Origin of the sequence: Nocardioides taihuensis (genome assembly GCF_042657275.1) — a bacterium.
Classification (GTDB): Bacteria; Actinomycetota; Actinomycetes; order Propionibacteriales; family Nocardioidaceae; genus Nocardioides; species Nocardioides taihuensis.
Genome location: NZ_JBHSKD010000008.1, coordinates 266,320 through 284,547, shown reverse-complemented (window position 1 = coordinate 284,547; position 18,228 = coordinate 266,320). Strand labels below are relative to the sequence as shown.

20 protein-coding genes are annotated in these 18,228 nt (G+C 75.1%); 5 read left to right on the top strand and 15 right to left on the bottom strand.

Annotated elements, in window-relative coordinates; genetic code table 11:
• Nucleotides 1-21: 21 nt before the first annotated feature.
• Nucleotides 22-660: a pyridoxamine 5'-phosphate oxidase gene (gene pdxH / locus ACFPGP_RS09215; RefSeq protein WP_378589442.1), complete on the bottom strand. Its 639-nt coding sequence runs from the start codon at nt 658-660 to the stop codon at nt 22-24.
• A gap of 100 nt (nt 661-760) precedes the next feature.
• On the opposite strand from pdxH, the gene ACFPGP_RS09210 reads away from it, so the two are divergent.
• Nucleotides 761-1,864: a citrate synthase 2 gene (locus tag ACFPGP_RS09210; protein WP_378589440.1), complete on the top strand. Its 1,104-nt coding sequence runs from the start codon at nt 761-763 to the stop codon at nt 1,862-1,864.
• Nucleotides 1,865-1,895: 31 nt separating this feature from the next.
• Nucleotides 1,896-2,411: a GNAT family N-acetyltransferase gene (locus tag ACFPGP_RS09205; RefSeq protein ID WP_378589439.1), complete on the top strand. Its 516-nt coding sequence runs from the start codon at nt 1,896-1,898 to the stop codon at nt 2,409-2,411.
• A gap of 19 nt (nt 2,412-2,430) precedes the next feature.
• Here ACFPGP_RS09205 and ACFPGP_RS09200 read toward each other — a convergent pair whose 3' ends face one another.
• Genes ACFPGP_RS09200 through ACFPGP_RS09170 form a run of 7 tightly spaced genes read right to left on the bottom strand, consistent with a single transcriptional unit; the run spans nt 2,431 to nt 7,781 of the window.
• Complete coding sequence (locus ACFPGP_RS09200; protein WP_378589437.1) at nt 2,431-3,555, bottom strand: sensor histidine kinase; 1,125 nt, start codon at nt 3,553-3,555, stop codon at nt 2,431-2,433.
• Nucleotides 3,552-4,232 carry a response regulator transcription factor gene (locus tag ACFPGP_RS09195; RefSeq protein WP_378589436.1) on the bottom strand — a complete coding sequence of 227 codons (681 nt, stop codon included), beginning with the start codon at nt 4,230-4,232 and terminating at the stop codon, nt 3,552-3,554. The genes ACFPGP_RS09200 and ACFPGP_RS09195 overlap by 4 nt, the downstream gene beginning before the upstream one ends.
• Nucleotide 4,233: 1 nt before the next feature.
• Nucleotides 4,234-4,653, bottom strand: a complete 420-nt coding sequence (locus ACFPGP_RS09190) for a hypothetical protein (RefSeq protein ID WP_378589435.1) — start codon at nt 4,651-4,653, stop codon at nt 4,234-4,236.
• Nucleotides 4,650-5,804 carry a molybdopterin-dependent oxidoreductase gene (locus ACFPGP_RS09185; protein ID WP_378589433.1) on the bottom strand — a complete coding sequence of 385 codons (1,155 nt, stop codon included), beginning with the start codon at nt 5,802-5,804 and terminating at the stop codon, nt 4,650-4,652. Before ACFPGP_RS09185 ends, ACFPGP_RS09190 begins: the two co-directional genes overlap by 4 nt.
• Nucleotides 5,801-6,454 (bottom strand): class I SAM-dependent methyltransferase, encoded by a 654-nt coding sequence (locus ACFPGP_RS09180; protein ID WP_378589431.1) that lies wholly within the window; start codon nt 6,452-6,454, stop codon nt 5,801-5,803. Before ACFPGP_RS09180 ends, ACFPGP_RS09185 begins: the two co-directional genes overlap by 4 nt.
• Complete coding sequence (locus ACFPGP_RS09175; protein ID WP_378589429.1) at nt 6,451-7,128, bottom strand: TIGR04282 family arsenosugar biosynthesis glycosyltransferase; 678 nt, start codon at nt 7,126-7,128, stop codon at nt 6,451-6,453. The genes ACFPGP_RS09180 and ACFPGP_RS09175 overlap by 4 nt, the downstream gene beginning before the upstream one ends.
• Nucleotides 7,125-7,781, bottom strand: coding sequence for a glycosyltransferase family 2 protein (locus ACFPGP_RS09170; RefSeq protein ID WP_378589427.1), 657 nt, complete (start codon nt 7,779-7,781; stop codon nt 7,125-7,127). The genes ACFPGP_RS09175 and ACFPGP_RS09170 overlap by 4 nt, the downstream gene beginning before the upstream one ends.
• A gap of 110 nt (nt 7,782-7,891) precedes the next feature.
• On the opposite strand from ACFPGP_RS09170, the gene ACFPGP_RS09165 reads away from it, so the two are divergent.
• Nucleotides 7,892-9,229 (top strand): hypothetical protein, encoded by a 1,338-nt coding sequence (locus ACFPGP_RS09165; protein WP_378589426.1) that lies wholly within the window; start codon nt 7,892-7,894, stop codon nt 9,227-9,229.
• Here the strand turns inward: ACFPGP_RS09165 and ACFPGP_RS09160 are convergent.
• The 4 genes from ACFPGP_RS09160 to ACFPGP_RS09145 form a co-directional block, all read right to left on the bottom strand.
• Nucleotides 9,214-10,260: an NAD-dependent epimerase/dehydratase family protein gene (locus ACFPGP_RS09160; protein ID WP_378589424.1), complete on the bottom strand. Its 1,047-nt coding sequence runs from the start codon at nt 10,258-10,260 to the stop codon at nt 9,214-9,216. The genes ACFPGP_RS09165 and ACFPGP_RS09160 overlap by 16 nt on opposite strands.
• Before the next feature lie 8 nt (nt 10,261-10,268).
• On the bottom strand, nt 10,269-11,066 hold the full coding sequence (locus tag ACFPGP_RS09155) for an S-methyl-5'-thioadenosine phosphorylase (RefSeq protein WP_378589422.1): 798 nt from the start codon (nt 11,064-11,066) through the stop codon (nt 10,269-10,271).
• A gap of 10 nt (nt 11,067-11,076) precedes the next feature.
• A complete protein-coding gene (locus ACFPGP_RS09150) occupies nt 11,077-11,673 on the bottom strand; it encodes a hypothetical protein (protein ID WP_378589421.1) in 597 nt (198 codons plus the stop codon).
• An 82-nt stretch (nt 11,674-11,755) separates the two neighbouring features.
• Nucleotides 11,756-13,564 carry an NAD(P)-binding domain-containing protein gene (locus ACFPGP_RS09145; RefSeq protein WP_378589419.1) on the bottom strand — a complete coding sequence of 603 codons (1,809 nt, stop codon included), beginning with the start codon at nt 13,562-13,564 and terminating at the stop codon, nt 11,756-11,758.
• A 97-nt stretch (nt 13,565-13,661) separates the two neighbouring features.
• Between ACFPGP_RS09145 and ACFPGP_RS09140 the strand changes: the two genes are divergently transcribed.
• Complete coding sequence (locus ACFPGP_RS09140) at nt 13,662-14,888, top strand: GAF domain-containing protein (protein WP_378589417.1); 1,227 nt, start codon at nt 13,662-13,664, stop codon at nt 14,886-14,888.
• Nucleotides 14,889-14,928: 40 nt separating this feature from the next.
• Here ACFPGP_RS09140 and ACFPGP_RS09135 read toward each other — a convergent pair whose 3' ends face one another.
• Together ACFPGP_RS09135 and ACFPGP_RS09130 are read right to left on the bottom strand one after the other, a co-directional pair.
• Nucleotides 14,929-16,107: an acyltransferase family protein gene (locus tag ACFPGP_RS09135; RefSeq protein WP_378589415.1), complete on the bottom strand. Its 1,179-nt coding sequence runs from the start codon at nt 16,105-16,107 to the stop codon at nt 14,929-14,931.
• 75 nt (nt 16,108-16,182) lie between these two features.
• Nucleotides 16,183-16,551 (bottom strand): hypothetical protein, encoded by a 369-nt coding sequence (locus ACFPGP_RS09130; RefSeq protein WP_378589413.1) that lies wholly within the window; start codon nt 16,549-16,551, stop codon nt 16,183-16,185.
• 160 nt (nt 16,552-16,711) lie between these two features.
• Here ACFPGP_RS09130 and ACFPGP_RS09125 point away from each other — a divergent pair, with 160 nt between their 5' ends.
• A complete protein-coding gene (locus tag ACFPGP_RS09125; protein ID WP_378589411.1) occupies nt 16,712-17,317 on the top strand; it encodes a class I SAM-dependent methyltransferase in 606 nt (201 codons plus the stop codon).
• A gap of 9 nt (nt 17,318-17,326) precedes the next feature.
• On the opposite strand, the gene ACFPGP_RS09120 is transcribed toward ACFPGP_RS09125, so the two are convergent.
• Nucleotides 17,327-17,980 carry a VldE C-terminal domain-containing protein gene (locus tag ACFPGP_RS09120; RefSeq protein WP_378589409.1) on the bottom strand — a complete coding sequence of 218 codons (654 nt, stop codon included), beginning with the start codon at nt 17,978-17,980 and terminating at the stop codon, nt 17,327-17,329.
• Nucleotides 17,981-18,228: the final 248 nt, after the last annotated feature.

The following is an 18,228-nucleotide window of genomic DNA, read 5'->3' as shown; positions in this document are numbered from 1 at the left end:
AGTGGGTTCTCCACGCGGCGCTCACGGCGCCAGGCGGACCGTCCCCCAGACATCGCCGGAGCGCCGGTAGACCAGGCGGTCGTGCATCCGGCCCGGACGGCCCTGCCAGAACTCGACCGCCTCGGGGGCCACGCGGTAGCCGCCCCACTCCTCCGGCACGGGCACGGGCGCGTCGCCGTCCCACCGCGCCGCCACCTCGTCGTACGACGCGGCGAGCTCCTCGCGGCCGGCGACCGGGCGCGACTGGCGGGAGGCGTGGGCGCCGAGCTGTGAGCCGCGCGGGCGGCGGGCGAAGTACGCCGCGACCTCGTCGTCGGAGACCCGGGTCGCCGTGCCGTCGACGCGCACCTGCCGCTCGAGCGGGTGCCACGGGAAGAGCAGCGCGCAGCGGGGGTTGGCGGCGAGCTCCTCGCCCTTGCGCGAGGCGGTGTTGGTGTAGAACACCCAGCCCCGCGCGTCGTACCCCTTGAGCAGCACCATCCGTGCGGACGGCACGCCGGACGCGTCGGCGGTGGCCACGACCATCGCGTTGGGTTCGTGCAGCCCGGCGGCGACCGCCTCCTCCATCCAGCGGCCGAACATCGTGAAGGGGTCGGCGGCGAGGTGCGACTCCTCGAGGCCGCCGCGGGCGTACTCCTCGCGCAGGTGAGCCAGGTCCATGGTCCCGACTGTAGGTCCGGCTGCACAGCGCACCGGCGGTGCGGGGCAGAATGCGACCGGCGCGGCCATCGTGGCGCCGTGCCGGAACGGGAGACTGGTCATGACCGAGGTCCACCACGGGCTCGAGGGCGTCGTCGCCTTCGCCTCCGAGATCGCCGAGCCCGACAAGGAGGGGTCGGCGCTGCGCTACCGCGGCGTCGACATCGAGGAGCTCGTCGGGCGGGTGCCCTTCGAGAAGGTCTGGGGGCTGCTCGTCGACGGCTCCTACGAGCCGGGCCTCCCGCCGGCCGAGCCCTACAACATCGCCATCCACACGGGCGACGTGCGCGCCGACGTGCAGGCCTCCGTCGCCATGCTGGCGCCGATGCTGGGCATGGGCCAGACCTACGACATCTCCGACGAGCAGGCGCGCCTCGACCTGTCGCGGGTGGCCGTCATGATCCTGTCGTACGCCGCGCAGTCGGCGCGCGGCCTCGGCCGCCCGGTGGTGCCGCAGAGGATCGTCGACGAGGGCGCGACGCTCGCCGAGAAGTTCCTCATCCGCTGGCGCGGCGAGGCCGACCCCGACCACGTGCGGGCGATCGACGCCTACTGGTCCTCGGCCGCCGAGCACGGCATGAACGCCTCGACCTTCACCGCCCGCGTGATCACCTCGACCGGCGCCGACGTCGCGGCCGCGTTCTCCGGGGCGATCGGTGCCATGAGCGGCCCCCTGCACGGCGGCGCCCCCTCGCGGGTGCTCGGCATGATCGAGGAGGTCGAGCAGCGCGGCGACGCCCGCGGCTACGTCAAGGAGCTGCTCGACAAGGGCGAGCGCCTGATGGGCTTCGGCCACCGCGTCTACCGCGCCGAGGACCCCCGTGCCCGTGTGCTCCGCCGCACCGCCCGCGAGCTGAGCGCCCCGCGCTACGAGGTCGCCGAGGCGCTGGAGGAGGCGGCCCTGGCCGAGCTGCGCGAGCGCCGGCCCGACCGGGTGCTCGAGACCAACGTGGAGTTCTGGGCCGCGATCGTGCTCGACTTCGCCGACGTGCCGGCGCCGATGTTCACCTCGATGTTCACCTGCGCCCGCACCGGTGGGTGGTCGGCGCACATCCTCGAGCAGAAGCGCACCGGCCGGCTGATCCGCCCCTCCGCGATCTACACCGGGCCGGCGTCGCGACCGGCGAGCGACGTCCCCGGGTGGGACGAGACGTGGGCGGGCTGAGGGCACCGGTCGGGCCCGGGCGGACGACGCCGTGCGACCCACGCTGCGCACCGCGCGGCTGACGCTGCGGCCGGTCCGCGACGACGACCTCGCGGCCCTGGTCGCGATGAACGCCGACCCCGAGGTGATGGCGTACCTCGGCCCCACCCAGACCGCGGAGGAGGTCGCCGCCGAGCTGCCCGGCTGGGTCGCGGGCGAGGGCGACTTCGGCCTCTGGGCCGGTGACGCGGCCGACGGCTTCGCCGGCATCTGGTTCCTCTCGGCCGACCCCGAGGACCCCGACGCGGGCGAGACGGGGTGGCGCCTCCCCCGTGCCGCGTGGGGGCACGGGTACGCCGTCGAGGGGGCACGGGCGCTCGTCGAGCACGCCTTCACCACCCTCGGCCTGCACCGCGTGTGGGCGGAGACGATGGCGGTCAACACCCGCTCGCGCCGCGTGATGGAGCGCCTCGGGATGTCGTACGTCCGCACCTACGTCGACCAGTGGGACGAGCCGATCCCCGGCTGGGAGCAGGGCGAGGTCGTCCACGAGCTCCGCCGGGAGTAGCGCGGGCACGGGCCGCCGGTCAGGCCGGCAGGAGCACCCGGAACCGGCAGCCGTCGTGCTGGTTGGCCACCTCGACGGTGCCGCTGTGCGCCTCGACGATGCCGCGCACGATCGCCAGCCCCAGCCCGGCCCCGGGGCCGGCGACCGCGTCGTCGACCGTGGTGGCCCGGGCCCGGCTGCCCTGCCAGGCGAGGTCGAAGACCCGCGGCAGGTCCTGGTCGCTGATGCCGCCGCACTCGTCGACGACCGTCAGCTCGACGCCCTCGGGCACCGCCCGCCCGCGGATCTCCACCGTGCCGTCGGCGGGGGTGTGCCGGATCGCGTTCATCACCAGGTTGGAGAGCACCCGCGACAGGCCCGCCGGGTCGGCGTGCACCTCGAGGCCCTGCTCGACCGAGCCACCGAGCCGCACCTGCCGGGCCTGGGCGACGGGGTCGGCGCCGGCGATCGCCTCGCTCACGAGGTCGCCGAGCACGAGGCGCTCGACGCTGACGCGCAGGGCTCCGGCCTGGATCCGCGAGAGCTCGAAGAGGTCGTCGACCATCCGCGCCATCCGGTCCACCTCGAGGCGCATCTGGTGGTGGTAGCGCGCCGGGTCGGTGGCCAGCCCGTCCTCCAGCGCCTCCGCCATCGCGCGGATCCCGGCCAGGGGTGTACGCAGGTCGTGGGAGACCCAGGAGACCAGCTCGCGGCGCGAGCCCTCGAGCCGGGCCTCCCGCAGCCGCGACTCCTCGAGCCGCTCGCTCGTGCGGGCCAGCTCCTCGGCGAGCTCCTGGAGCTCGGCGGGCCCGTGCCGCTCGGCGACGAAGACCCCGTCGGTGCCGAACCGCCGGGCCTCGACACGCAGCCGCTCCGACCACCGGCGTACGGCGGCGGCGACGACCAGCGCCACGCCCAGCGAGACTGCGCCGGCCGCGGCGCCCACCACCACGACGACCTGGAAGTCGTGCGCCGACAGGAACATCAGCTGCGCGGTGGCCAGCACGCCGGCGAGGACGGCGGCGACCCCGACGACCGCGACCACGCTCATCTGCCAGCGGATCGAGCGGTGCCGCACCCCCCAGGCCGCGAGCAGCCCGACGGCGCCGACCACCAGCGCCGCCGCGATCGCGACCAGCACGATCTGCACCTGGTCGCTGCTCATGCCGGCTCCCACCGGTAGCCGACGCCCCACACCGTGACGAGCCGCTCGGGCCGCGTGGGGTCGGGCTCGACCTTCTCGCGGAGGCGGCGGACGTGCACGGTGACCGTCGACTGGTCGCCGAAGGTCCAGCCCCAGACCTGGCGCAACAGCTCGTCGCGGGAGTACGCCGTGCCGGGGTGCGCCAGCAGGAAGCGCAGGAGGTCGAACTCGCGCGCCGTCAGCGCGAGCGGGGCGCCCGCGCGCGTGGCCACGTGGGCCGGCACGTCGACGACGAGGTCGCCGTCCACGAGCTGCTGGGGGCCCTCGGACGTCGCCTCGCCCGAGCGCCGCAGCACCGAGTCGACGCGCAACGCCAGCTCGCGCGGGCTGAAGGGCTTGCCGACGTAGTCGTCGGCACCGTGCTCGAGCCCGGCGACGCGGTCCTCCTCGGCGCCGAGGGCCGTCAGCATGACGACGGGCACGTCGGCCCGCGCGCGCAGCCGGCGGCACACCTCGAGCCCGTCGAGGTCGGGCAGCATCAGGTCGAGGACGACGAGGTCGGCCTGCTCGGCGGCGAAGAGCCGCAGCGCCGACTCGCCGTCGGCGGCCTCGACCACCTCGTGGTGGTGGGCGCGGAGGTAGGAGACGACCACCTCACGGACGGTCGGGTCGTCGTCGACCACCAGGACGCGGGCCACGTCAGACCCTATCCCGGCGGCGCTCGCGACGGCTCCGCACGAGCGTCGCCGCCCCCACCCCGACGGCCACGAGGCAGGCCAGCGCGAGCCACCCGGCGACGTAGTCGCGGTCGAGCAGCGTGGGGTTGTCGGGGCGGGCGCCGAAGCGCCCGATCGCCGGCACCGCCACCAGGGTGACCGCGCCGAGCACCACGGCCCCCACCACCACCGGCCCCCGCGCCGGGCCCGGCACCACCCGGCGCAGCGCGAGACCGACCGCGACGACCAGCGGCGCGAGCACGGCGTCGTGCACGACCACCCCCGCCGCCAGCCAGGTCAGGAGTCCCGGCCACGACGACGTCGACAGGCCCAGCACCAGCCAGGCGCCGTACGCGGCCGCGGCGAGCCCGACGACACCCAGGGCCAGGCGGACGGCCTTCACGCCAGCACCTCGATCCGTCGTACCCACTTGGTCTGCAGCACGCCCGGCCGGTCAGGCGCGATCAGCCGGCAGGGGAACCCGTGGTCGAGCGCGAGGTCCTCGCCGGCGAGGCCGAGCGCCAGAAGCGTGCGCGGGTCGGCGGCGAACTGCCCCGGCAGCGTCGAGGTGCCGAAGGCGTACCGCGTCTGCAGCGAGGTGAGCCGCACCGTGCTGTCCGCCGGCGCACCGACCAGGGCCAGCAGGTCGCGCAGCCGGACGCCGGTCCAGGTGCCCGACGCGCTCCACCCCTCGACGCACGCGATCGGCAGCACCTCGGTGGCCTGCGGCATCGCCACGAGGTCGTCCCGGCTGAGCTCGACCAGGCGGTCGCCGTGCGCGACCTGGAGCCGGTACGACGGGCCGACGGCGTCGGCGGTGACCCCGGCGGCCGCGGCCGAGCGGTTGATCGGCACCCCGCCCGGGCCCTCGCCGGAGCGGACGGCGAGCACCGAGGCGCGGCGCAGCCCCGGCACCCCGCTCGCGGCGGTGGCGACCACGGCCACCCCGGCCGCCAGCCAGGTGGTGCGCAGGAGGCCGCGCCGGGTCAGCGACCCCGGCTCGACGGCGGCCGGCCGGTCGTGCGTCGTGCCGTCCACGTCGGTCAACCACGCGTCGCGCACGACCGGGAGCTTGACGGCCACGTGCAGCAGGAGCGCGCCGATCGCCACCCAGGCGATCGCGTAGTGGCTCGACCGGAACGAGAACGACCAGGGGTACCACTGCGCCGCGTTGGCCAGCCCGGTCACGAGCTGGAAGATCGCCGCCGCGACCAGCACGGCGATGGAGCCGCGCTCGAGCCCCGCCAGCACCAGCGCCCGTGCCCGACCCCGCGGCAGCGGCTGGAAGAGCCGCGGGTAGACGGTCCAGAGCTTGACCAGCAGGAGCGGCACGGCAGCGGTGCCGGCCGCGACGTGGACGCCCTGGGTGAGCCGGTATCCCCACGCCGGCGAGGCCGGGAAGGGCACCGGCTGGTGGCCGGTCTGGGCGTAGTGGCTCACCAGACCCGTCACGAAGGCCACGAGGAAGCAGACCCCGAGCCAGGTGCCGACCCGCGCCGCGACGGCGGCGCTGCGCAGGCGCGAGCCGAAGTCGGACTCCGACGGCGCCCTCACCACGGCCTCCGCAGCACCGTGCTCCAGCGGTCGCCGTGCCGGTCCACCGGCCCGGGCTCGAGGTCGACGTCGCGGGCCAGCGGGGCGACCGCGTCGCCGCCCACCACGGCCCAGCGGAAGGGCCGGCTGCGGACCTCGCCGCAGTGCAGCGCCGCCCACGACGACTGGAGACCGGTCCCGGGTGCGGCCACCTCGACGACCACGCGGCCGCCCGGCGCCAGCAGGGCGCGGACCCGTCTGAGCAGCCGCTCCGGGTCGCCCCCGATGCCGATGTTGCCGTCGGCGAGCAGCGCCGTGTCCCAGCGCCCCTCCCCCGGCACCGGGTCGAAGACGTCGCGCACGATGGCGGCCGCACCCCGCTCGCGCGCCTGCCGGACCGCTTCCGGCACCACGTCGATGCCGAGGGCGACGTGGCCGAGCCGGGCCAGCCGGGCCACGAGGCGGCCGGGGCCGCAGCCCACGTCGATCGTGGCGCCACGGCAGTGCCGCAGCAGGCTGGCGTCGTGCGCGTCGTCGTCGTCGTTCCACCGGCCGACCGGCAGCGGCGCCGACAGTCCGCCGGGGCCGACCACCGAGCAGGGCTCCCCCCGCAGGGCCCGGGCGAAGACCTCGCGGAAGGGGTCCTCGACGTCGCTCCCCGCCGCGGTCACGCCGTACCTCCTGCCACCACGCGGTGGGCCCGCCACGCGCGGGCGAAGTGCCCGTCCGGCGCCAGCGCGGCAACCGCCTCGGCGTCCTCGGCGGTGTCGACGTCACGCAGCGCGGGCGCCTTCGCGACCCGCAGGCCGGCGGCGGTGAGGGCAGCCAGGGTGTCGTCGTGGGTCGTCGGCGTGGACATCGGTACGCCGAGCAGCGGTCGCGCCGCCGCCGGGTCGCGCAGCGCCAGCACCCACCAGCCGCCGTCGTCGGCCGGGCCGAGCACGGCGTCCGCGTCCCCCAGCGCCCCGGCCACCTCGACCAGGTCGATGGCGGTGACCTGGGGCGTGTCCATCCCGACCTGCACCACGGGTCCGGGTCCGGGGGGCACCGCGGCGTGCGCGTGGACGAGACGCTCCGCCAGTCCCGACCCGCGCTGCGGGCTGGTCGTCCACCCGGCCGCGGCGGCGAGCAGCTCGCGGCCGCGGACCGCCTCCGCGAGGTCACCCTCCAGCGCCAGGTGGCAGCGCCCCGCGCCGGCGGCAGCGGTGCCGGCCAGCAGCGTGTCGAGCAGCGAGGCGGCGGCGACCTCCGCGGCCGCGGTCGCACCGATCGTGGCCCCCAGCCGCGTCTTGACCCGGCCCGGCACCGGGGCCTTGGCGACGACGAGCACCCGGAGGTCGGTCATGCCAGCACCCGCCAGAAGTCGCGCGCCGCCCGCACCGTGCCGCGGACCGACCCCGACACCTTCGAGCGCGTCCCCGCGGCCCGGGGGTGGTAGGCGACGTCGCGCTCGCGGATCCGCCAGCCGGCGACGGTCGCCTTGTGCAGCAGCTCGACCGGGTAGCCGAAGCGGCGGTCGGCGACCCCGAGCTCGAGCAGCGCCCGGCGCCGGCACACCCGGATCGGCGCGATGTCGTGGGCGGGGAAGCCGCGGCGCCGCAGCAGCGCCACCACGGCGGCGTTGCCGGCGCGGGCGTGCCAGGGCCAGACACCCCGGGCAACCGGCCGCCGGCGGCCGACGGCGAGGTCGGCCGCGCCGCTGCGGACGTCGTCGATCAGCGGCAGCAGGTCGAGCGGGTCGAAGGAGTCGTCGCCGTCCATCACCGCGACCAGCTCACGGGTCGCGGCCTCCACGCCGGCGTGCACGGCCGCGCCGTACCCCGGGCGTGACTCGGCGACCACCCGGGCCCCGAGCGCGCGGGCGACGGCGGCGGTGTCGTCGACCGACCCGTTGTCCACGACGATCACGGAGATCCCGTCGGGCACCCGCGGCAGCAGCCGCTCCAGCGCTCGCGCCTCGTCGCGGCACGGCAGGACGAGGTCGCAGTCGGCATCCACGTCGCCACCGTAGGAGGCCTGTGGGCGGCAGCGGCCCTGCCGTCCTTACGGATCGGTGACGCCGCCCGGTCGAGCGGGCCGTCCGCACCCCCTCCTCCTAGGCTGCTCGCGTGGACGACCGCCCCGGAGAGCCGCGGGCCCGCGCGCCCTGGGTCGGGCTGGCCGTGGGCGCGGTGCTCGTGCTCCTGGCGGCGACGCTCCCCCGCCTGCTCGACTGGCCGGTGACCGCGCGCTCGAGCCCCGAGCACGCCGCCGAGCCGTTGCACGGCCTGTGGGACCCGATCTGGTTCGGCCCCGGCACGCTGCCGACGCTGGTGCTCGCCGTGCTCGGGTGCGTGTACGCCGTGCCGCTCGCGGCCCGACTCCCGTGGCGGTGGCTGCTGGTCGCTGCCTTCGCCACCGCCCTGGCCTGGATGCTGTCGCTGGCCCTGGTCGACGGCACCGTGGGCATCTCGCGCGCGCTCGCCCACCCCTACGAGTACCTCGGCACCGCCCGCTCGGTCACCGACGTCGGCGCCATGCTCCACGAGTACGTCGCGCGGATCGACGCCGACCACCCCGACAACTGGCCGACCCACGTGGCCGGGCACCCGCCGCTGGCGGTGCTGTTCTTCATCGGCCTGGTGCGCATCGGGCTGGGTGGCGACCTGGCCGCGGGCCTCGTGGTCGTGGTGCTGGCCGCGACCACGGCCCCGGCCGTGCTGGTGACGCTGCGTGCCCTCGGCGCCGAGCCGGTGGCCCGCCGGGCGGCGCCGTTCCTGGTGCTGGGCCCGGCCGCGGTCTTCATGGCGGTCTCGGCCGACGCGCTCTTCGGCGCGGTCGCGGCCTGGGGCCTGGCCGCACTCGCCCTGGCGGCGACCCGGCGCGACGGCTGGTGGGTGGCGCGGGCGGTGCTGGCCGGCCTGCTGCTCGGCGCGTGCGTGATGCTCTCCTACGGGCTGCCCCTGCTCGGGCTCCTCGCCCTCGCGGTGCTGCACCTCGCCGGCCGGTGGCGCCCGCTGCCGGTCGCCGCCGCGGTGGCCCTGGCCGTCGTGCTCGGCTTCGCGTGGGCCGGCTTCGCGTGGTGGGACGCCTACCCGGCGCTCGACCAGCGCTACTGGCGGGGCCTGGCCAAGCTGCGGCCCGCGTCGTACTGGCTCTGGGGCAACCTGGCCGCCCTCCTGCTGAGCGCCGGCCTGCTGCTGGCGGCGGGCGTGGGTCAGCTCCTGGCCCTGCGGCGCCGGGCCGAGCCGGTGGTGCGGTGGCTGGTCGGGGCGGCCGCCGCGTCCGTGCTGCTCGCGGACGCGTCGCGGATGAGCAAGGCCGAGGTGGAGCGGATCTGGCTGCCCTTCGTGCCGTGGCTGCTGCTGTCGGTGGCCCTGCTGTCGGAGCGGTGGCGGCGCTGGGGGCTCGTGCTCCAGGTGGCCACCGCGGTGGTGATCGAGACGTTGCTCTACACGACCTGGTGACGCAGCGGCGCCGTCGCGAAGGCGGTCAGGCCGTCCTCGGGTGCGACCTCCGCGCGGAAGCCGAGGCGCTCGGCCGCCAGCCGCGGCGAGGCGACCACGTGCCGCACGTCGCCGAGCCGGTACTGCCCGGTGACCCGCGGCTCCACGCCGGTGCCGGTGCCGGTGCCGCGGGCGACCAGGCGGGCCACGTCGAGGATCGTGACCGGCTGGCCCGAGCAGACGTTGTAGGTCTCCCAGCTGCCGCCCGGCCGGTCGACGACGGCATCGAGCGCCGCGAGGTTGGCCCGCGCCACGTCGTGCACGTGCACGAAGTCGCGCACCTGCCCGCCGTCCTCGAACACCACCGGCGGCTCGCCCCGTTCGAGCGACGAGCGGAACATCGCCGCCACCCCGCTGTACGGCGTGTCCCGCGGCATCCGGGGGCCGTAGACGTTGTGGTAGCGCAGCGCGACCGCAGCCGCGTCGGCCTGCCGCACCCACGCGGCGGCGTAGTGCTCCTGGGCGACCTTGCTCGCGGCGTAGGCGCTGCGCGGGTCGAGCCTGGCGTCCTCGTCGACCAGCGCCCAGTCGAGCGGGCCGTCGCAGACCGGGCAGGGGTTCTCGAAGCGCCCCGCGTCGAGGTCGTCGCGACGGCGCGGCCCGGGCAGCTGGTCGCCGTGCTCGGGGCAGGTGTAGCGCCCCTCGCCGTAGACCACCATCGAGGAGGCGACGACGAGCCGGGCGACGCCGGCCTCGTGCATCGCGGCCAGCAGGGCAGCCGTGCCGAGGTCGTTGTGGGCGGCGTACGCCGGGAGGTCGCCGACACGGACTCCGGCGCCCACCACCGCGGCCTGGTGGCAGACGACGTCGACGCCCTCGAGGAGCGAGCGCCAGTCGTCGGCGTCGCGCACGTCGAGCCGGTGCGTGCCGGCCGGCGCCTCACCGGCGCCGTGGGCCAGCGGCAGCATCACGTCGACGCCGACGACCGCGTCGCCGCGCTCGCGCAGTGCGGCGCACACGGCCCCGCCGATGAATCCGGCGGATCCGGTCACCAGCACCCTCACGGGACCTCGTAGGTCAGCTCGATGCCGTCGGCCCAGGTGGAGCACGTACAGCCATCGGGGTCGCCGAGGTTGCCGATCGCGGTCGCCAGCAGCCCGCGGAGCCGGTCGAGGTTGGCGGCGAAGCGCGCGAACACCTCCTCCTGCCCCACCCCGGCACCGCTCTCGGCGCCGGCGTCCATGTCGGTGACCAGCGCGATCGCGGCGTAGCACTGCCCGAGCTCGCGGGCGAGGACCGCCTCGGGGTGCCCGGTCATGTTGATCAGCGTCCACCCCTGCGCCGCGTAGTGGCGCGACTCTGCGCGGGTCGAGAAGCGCGGGCCCTCCACCACGACCATGGTGCCGCCGTGCCGCACCCGCTCGTCGGCCGCGACCACCGCTGCGGAGACCCGCGGGCAGTAGGGGTCGGCGAACGGCACGTGCACCGCGCCCGTCTCGACGTACGACTGGGCCCTGCCCCAGGTGCGGTCGACGAGCTGGTCGGGCACGACCACGTCGCCCGGCGCGACGTCGTCACGCAGCCCGCCCACCGCGCAGGGTGCGAGCACCTGCCGCACTCCGAGCGAGCGCAGCGCCCACAGGTTGGCGCGGTAGTTGATCCGGTGCGGCGGCAGCTCGTGGTGCGGGCCGTGCCGCGGCAGGAACGCTGCCCGGCGCCCCGCGACCGTGCCGACCGAGACCGGCGCCGACGGCGCGCCGTACGGCGTCCCGACGACGTGCTCGACGGGGTCCTCGAGGAAGGAGTAGAAGCCGGTGCCGCCGATGACGGCGACCTCCGCGGCAGGCTCGTGAGTCATCGCGGCGATGCTACGCGCCGCGTCCCTGCCCCACCGCAGGCCGTGTGCCGGGATGGTCCTGCCGTCGAGCGGACCGCAGGAACAGCGCGCCGGAGACCACGAGCGGCGTGACCAGCACCCCCACCGACAGCGGCTCGAAGAAGTGGGACGTCGCGCCCACCGCGGCGAGCAGGAGCGGGACGACGGTCACCGCGAGGATCAGCCAGCCGGCGGCGCGCGGACGGAACAGGCCAGCGACGGCAGCCGGTGCGCAGACGGCCAGGACGAACACCAGGGACACGGGTCCGTGGTCGTTCTCCCAGTGGTGCGCCGCACCGTAGTCGACCAGCGACCAGAGGCCGAAGGCCAGCGGGGCGCACGCGAGGACCGTGAGCAGCACGAGCGCGAAGCCCGGCCGCCACCAGGCCAGCACGCACGACCCGAGCAGCACCAGCAGCCCCGCAGCCGTGCCACCGATCCCGGTCCACCCGCCCGGATCGGTCACGGCGTCGCCGCCGACGAACAGCGTGACCAGGCCGACGAACCCGAGCGCCACTGCGAGCGCGCTCCACCGCAGCTCGTCGACGTCCTCGACCCGGGTCCGCAACCGCCGGAGGAGCTCGTCCATGGTCCTCGCCTCGATCTCCACGCTGCCAGCGGCCAGCGTGGACCGCCAGAGGCGTTGGGCCCGACGTGCGCGGGACGGTGGGTCAGCCCAGGTGGTGCACCTCCTGCAGCCCGTACACCGGGGTCTCGAGCCCCTCGTACCGCGCCTTGAGCTGCAGCGCGAGGTAGAGCGAGTAATGGCGCGACTGGTGCAGGTTGCCGCCGTGGAACCACAGGTGCTCCTGCTGGGTCGGCTTCCACATGTTGCGCTGCTCGCCCTCCCAGGGGCCGGGGTCCTTGGTGGTGTCGGAGCCGAGGCCCCAGACCTTGCCCACCTTGTCCGCGACGTCCTGGCCGATCAGGTCCGCGGCCCAGCCGTTCATCGAGTTGTAGCCGGTGGCGTAGACGACGAGGTCGGCCGGCAGGGTCGTCCCGTCCGCGAGCACCGCGGCGTCCTCGGTCAGGTGGTCGACCTGCCCGTGCGCCAGCTTCACCTCGCCGTCCGCGACCAGGTCGGCCGCACCCACGTCGATGTAGTAGCCGGAGCCGCGGCGCAGGTACTTCATGAACAGCCCGGAGCCGTCGTCGCCCCAGTCGAGCTCGAAGCCGGCCTTCTCCAGGCGCAGGTAGAAGTCGCGGTCGCGCTCGGCCATCTGCTCGTAGAGCGGGATCTGGAAGGTGTGCAGGATCCGGTAGGGCAGCGAGGCGAAGATCAGGTCCGCCTTCTCCGTGGTGATCCCGGCCTCCAGAGCGTCCTCGGAGTAGAGGCCGCCGAGCCCGATCTCCATCAGGGTGGCGGACTTGACGATGTGGGTCGAGGAGCGCTGCACCATCGTCACCTCGGCGCCGACCTCCCACAGCGCACCGCAGATGTCGAACGCCGAGTTGTTCGAGCCGATCACCACGACCCGCTTCCCGGCGTACGCGTCGGGGCCGGGGTGCTGCGAGGAGTGGTGCTGGTCGCCGCGGAAGACGTCCGCGCCCGGGAGGTCGGGGATCCGCGGCTTGCCGGACATGCCGGTGGCGAGCACGAGCTGCTGCGGGCGCAGCGTGAGCGGGAGTCCCTCGCGCTCGAGCTCGACGGTCCACTCGCCGGTCTCGTCGGAGTACGACGCGTGCTTGACCTCGGTGCTCGACCAGTACGGCACCTCCATCACCGTGACGTAGGACTCGAGCCAGTCGCCGATCTTGTCCTTGGGCGCGAAGACCGGCCAGTTGTCCGGGAACTTGAGATAGGGCAGGTGGTCGTACCAGACCGGGTCGTGCAGGCAGAGCGACTTGTAGCGGCGGCGCCACTGGTCGCCCGGGCGCGGGTGCTTGTCGACGACCAGCGCGGGCACCCCGAGCTGGCGCAGCCGCGAGCCGAGCGCGATCCCGCCCTGCCCGCCGCCGATGACGAGCACGAACGGCTGCGTGGAGATGCCGAGCTCCTCGGCCTCGCGCCGGCGGCGCTCGGCGTACACCTCACGGTCGCGGAAGGCGCCGTGGTCGACACCTTGCGGGCGGCGCCGACCACGCGGCTCCTCGTGGCCCTTGAGCTCGTCGAGGGTGGTCAGGAACGTGAAGGCGCCCGCGTCGGTGAGCCGGAGCAGGCCGGTGCCCCGCCCGACCGCGGTCTCGAAGCGGAACCACGCGGTGGCCACGCCGTCCTCCTCGGTGGGCGGCTCGGTGACCGCGAACCCGGAGGGCGCCACCCGGTCGAGCACCTCGTCGAGCATGGCCGCGACCTCGTCGCGACCCTCGACGGTCTTGAGGTTCCAGGTGAACGACACCAGGTCGCGCCAGTAGCACTCGGGGGCGAACAGCCCGGCGACCGCGGCGCTGTCGCGGGCGTCGAAGGCGGCCTGCAGGTCGGCGAACCACCCGTCGACGCGCTGCTCGAGCGCACCGGCGGAGTCGAGGGTCTGGGTCATGGCTCTCCTCACGGCTAGTCTGGTGTGACCGCCAGCACACTCCGAGCCGCGTCGGCCGGGAAGGGTTGCAGCGGGTTGCAGCGGTGCGGGAGGCACGGTGCGCGAGGAGATCGAGCGGCAGCGGCGGCGCGAGGCCGTGCTCGCCGGCCGCGCCGCTTCGGTGCGCCCGGTCGTCGCCGCGTCCTGGCGGCGGATGCGCTCGCGCGGACTCGACCCCGGCGGCGGCCCGCGGGTCGCGCCGCTGACGGGCGCGGAGCTCGAACGTCGGCGAGCCGAGAGCCCGCTGGCCCCGCTGCTGCCGCACCTGCGCCGGGCGCTGGCCCCGGCCGTCGAGCAGTCGGGCCTGCTCGCGGTGGTCAGCGACGCCGAGGGGCGGGTGCTGTGGCGCACCGGCGAGATGCCCGTACGACGCCTCGCGGACCGGCTCGGGTTCGTCGGCGGCTCGGCGTGGACCGAGGGCAACGTCGGCACCAACGCCATCGGCACCGCGCTGGTGCTCGACGCGCCTGTGATGGTGCAGGGCGGCGAGCACTTCGTCGACTCCCACACCTTCTGGGGCTGCGCGGCCACCCCGGTGCACGACCCGTGGACCGGCCGGACCCTCGGCGTGCTCGACGTCAGCGGCCCCGCGCCGGCGATGCACCCGCACGCGCTCGCGATGGTGCAGCTCGCCGCACAGGTCGCCGAGCTCCAGGTCCGCGAGCAGCACCGCGCCGGCCTCGACCGGCTCCGCGCCTACGCCGCGCCGCTCGTGCACGGCCTGCCCGGCCCCGCGCTCGTCGTCGACCCCCACGGCCACGTCGCCGCCGCCGTCGGCACCAGCCCGCCCGCCCGGGTGCCGCTGCCCGACGACCTCGCCGTCGGCACCACCTGGCTGCCCACGCTCGGACCGGCCACGGCGGAGGCGGTGCCCGGCGGCTGGCTGCTGCGGCTCGACGGTGGCGCCACGCCCGGCGCCTCGCAGCTGGTGCTCGACCTCGCCGGCGACGTGCCCACGGTGACGGTCAGCGGGCCGAGCGGCACTTGGACCCACCGGCTCTCACCCCGGCACACCGAGCTCCTGCTCGCGCTCGTCCGCCACCCCGAGGGACGCTCCGCGCGCGAGCTCGCCCTCGACCTCTTCGCCGACGACACCCGCGTGGTGACCGTCCGCGCCGAGCTCTCCCGCCTGCGGCGCTCGTTGGGGCCCGTGCTCGAGCACCAGCCCTACCGGCTCTCCTCCTCGGTCGAGGCCCGGATCGAGCTCCCCACCGACGCCGCCCGCCTGCTCCCCGGCTCGAGCGCACCCGTCGTCACCGCGTTGCGGCAGGAGGCCGCCGGCTGAGCGGGACGGCACCACGGGCCGACGTCATACGGTCTGCCGGTCAGGACGCGCGAAGCGTATGACGTCCCGGGCACCCGCCGTCGGCTCCGGATCCCGTGAGCGCTCGGACGAGCACGAGCACCACCCAGCCGCAGGCGAAGGAGCCCGCGACGCCGAGGACGGCGAGGACGGCGAACTTCACGTCGCCGGCGAGGTCGAGCGAGGTGAGCAGCAGGGCACTGAGCACCAGCACCGGACCCTGGGCCACGAAGGCGCCGTACGCCGACTCGGCCAGGGACCGCTCGAACCGGCCGCGCGCCACGACGTGACGGCGCGCCCAGTCGAGGACCAGCAGGGAGACGCTGACCGAGATCGCACCCTCGCAGACGGCCATGCCGGCCGCCTCCCAGTGCCACCCGCCCCTGAAGGCGTCCGGACCCTGGGAGAGCGCAACCAGCAGGGCGAGCAGGAGCACGGCGCCGAGGACCGCCCAGCGGCATCCCCTCAGCACGGTGCGGGGAACGGGCGAGATCCAGCCCCGCTCGGCACCGACGGCGCCCAGCACGAAGAGGCCGAGCGACTGGGGCCAGATCCACACGTGGAGGTCCAGGAACTGCTCCGAGTCGATCGGGAACCGGGTGCGGACGACGAAGGTGCCCACGGCCACGGCCACGGCAGCCAGGGCGGCAGTCGTGCCGGCCGGAGTCGTCGAGGGAGAGGCCGGGAACCTCCAACGCCACAGGCACCAGGCGACGGTGACCACCAGCAGGATGGCGACGAACCAGAGGGGGCCGGTGCCGCGCGACGTCCAGCTGGTGGCGGAGAACTCGGAGCGGTAGAAGTCCACGAGCGACGACGTGGACCCGGACCGAACCCTCTCGACCAGCCACTGGAGCACCGGCCACACCACCAGGGCATAGGCGAGCACCGGGACGCCGAGACGCACGAGTCGCGAGACCAGGAACTGTCGAGGACCGCGCCGCTGCAGGGGCCCGGTCGTGAGCATCCCCGACATGAGGAAGAACAGCCCCAGCACGAACATCACGCCGCCCCCGACCAGGACGCTGAGGACGAGGGCCAGGGCGTCCGAGAGGGAGTTCTCCTCGTACAGCCAGGTCCCGGCCGCGCCGTAGCTCATCGCGGCGTGCGCGGCGATGACCCCGGCCGTGAGCACGATCTTCAGCCGGTCCAGGTGGACGAGCCGGGCCCGGGGCTGGACGGCGGTGGTGTCAGGTGCCACGGATGCCTCCGATGCGCGGATGCGCGTCACACCGCCGGCGACTCAGCCGCCGGCGAGGTCGGCGCCTGCGGTGGCTCAGGCGTGGCCGGTCGGTTGACCGCGGTGCTGTCCGACCAGGTGCCTGCCGCGCGAGGTCGACCGCGTCCGCCCGTGGGCGAGGTACCGCATCACCAGCACGACCGCCGCGGTGGTGAGCAGGCTCGACAGGAGCACCTCGTCACGGGACAACCCGTCGACGTTCGGTTGCAGGTCCTCCTCCGTGGCCCAGCCGAACACCCACTCGCTGGTCAGCATCCCCACGCCGAAGCAGGCGACGGTCGTGATCACGGTCGCCCACAGCCGGCGCGCTCGACCTCCCCCGACGAGCAACCCGGCGACCACCCCGAAGCCGAGGGAGATGACGCCGAGCACGGCCAATCCCTGAAGTCCCAGGTCCCACTGCATGACAGTGCCTCCTTGCTGGGTCCCTCTCGTTCCATGGTGGTCCCGAGCCCGTGCCGCGGTAAGTGCCGAAAGGCCCCGGACGGTGGGCCGTGGGTCGTCCGGTCCGGGCGGCGCAGCTCCCGGGCAGGCAGTACCGAGCCGCCCGTGGTGGGATGGCCGGATGAGCACTCGGGACGACGCGGTCGGGCTCTGGAACCGCGAGGCGGAGACCTTCGACGAGGCGGCCGACCACGGCCTGCACGACCCGGCGGTGCGCGCCGCGTGGCGCGAGCTCCTGCGCGGCGTGCTGCCACCGGCGCCCGCCCGGGTCGCCGACCTCGGCTGCGGCACGGCGACGCTGGGGGTGCTGCTCGGCGAGGAGGGCTACGCCGTCGACGGTGTGGACTTCTCGCCCGCCATGGTCGAGCGGGCCCGGGCCAAGGTCGCGGACTCCGGGCTCGCCGGTCTCACCGTCGCCGAGGGCGACGCCGGCGACCCGCCGCTGCCCGACGCGTCGTACGACGTGGTGCTCTGCCGGCACGTGCTCTGGGCACTCCCCGACCAGCCCGCCGCCCTCGACCGCTGGCGCCGGTTGCTCGTGCCCGGCGGGCAGCTGGTGCTCGTCGAGGGCCACTGGGGCACCGGCGCCGGGCTGACCGGCGAGCAGACGGTGGCCCTGCTGCGAGCGCAGGGGGTGCAACCGGAGCTCCACCCGCTGGGAGATGCGGCGTACTGGGGCCGCGAGATCGACGACGAGCGCTACCTGGTCACCGCCCGCGCCGACTGAGCGGTCGGCTCAGCTGGTCGGCGTGACCGGCGTGACGCCGTGGCGGGTGTACCACGACAGCTCGCCGCGGGCCGCGGGCCGCGTGATCGAGACGTGCACGTGGTTGCGGTGCCGCAGCGTCACGGAGCACTTCTTGACCGACTTGCAGCTCGAGCTGAGGTAGTCGGCCTTCTCGTAGCCGTTCCACGCCGACCAGGAGTGGTCGTTCCAGAGGATGTACATGATCCCCATGCGGCGGGCGACGGCGTCCTCGTTGCCGCGCTCGTCGGTCTCGCGCACCATGTCGATGAACCACATCGCCAGCTTGCGGTCGTGCTTCGACGTCGCGTCGAGCGCCCAGTCGAACGCCCGGCCCTCCTTGTGCTCAGAGGTCCCCCCGATCGTGCACGAGCGCGAGATGCCGAGGTCGCCGCCACCGTGGTGCAGCAGGTAGGTGGCGAGCCGGAGCGTGCCCACCTTGGCCGCCGGCGAGCAGCGAGTCTGCGGCTGGTAGGCCGGGTAGTCCTCGATCTTGGCCGAGGCGGGCCCGGCGGCGGCGAGCGCCAGCAGCGGTGCCAGCAGCAGCGCCAGCACCAGCCCGGCGACGACGCGGACCACCCTCCCCGGGCCGGTCGTCGCGGGCGTGCGGAGCGTGTGGTCGTCGGTGTGTGCGCGCGCGTCCATGACGTGCGTCCCTCCCCGTGGTCGGTCTGCATGACGAGACCGCCACGCTCCCCGGCGGCGGTCGTGGCCGCCGGGCCTTCCCACGGGCTCGTGCGACTCGTCATCGACGCTACGTGTGGTTCCGGAGCCCGTCAGCGGTTTCACAAGATTTTCTCAAGGGGTCACCGTTTGGACGAACTGAACCGATCCGGTACGGTTTACCCCGAGGGGAGTACCTCACCAGCTCCATCCCGGTCAGTACGGCGCCA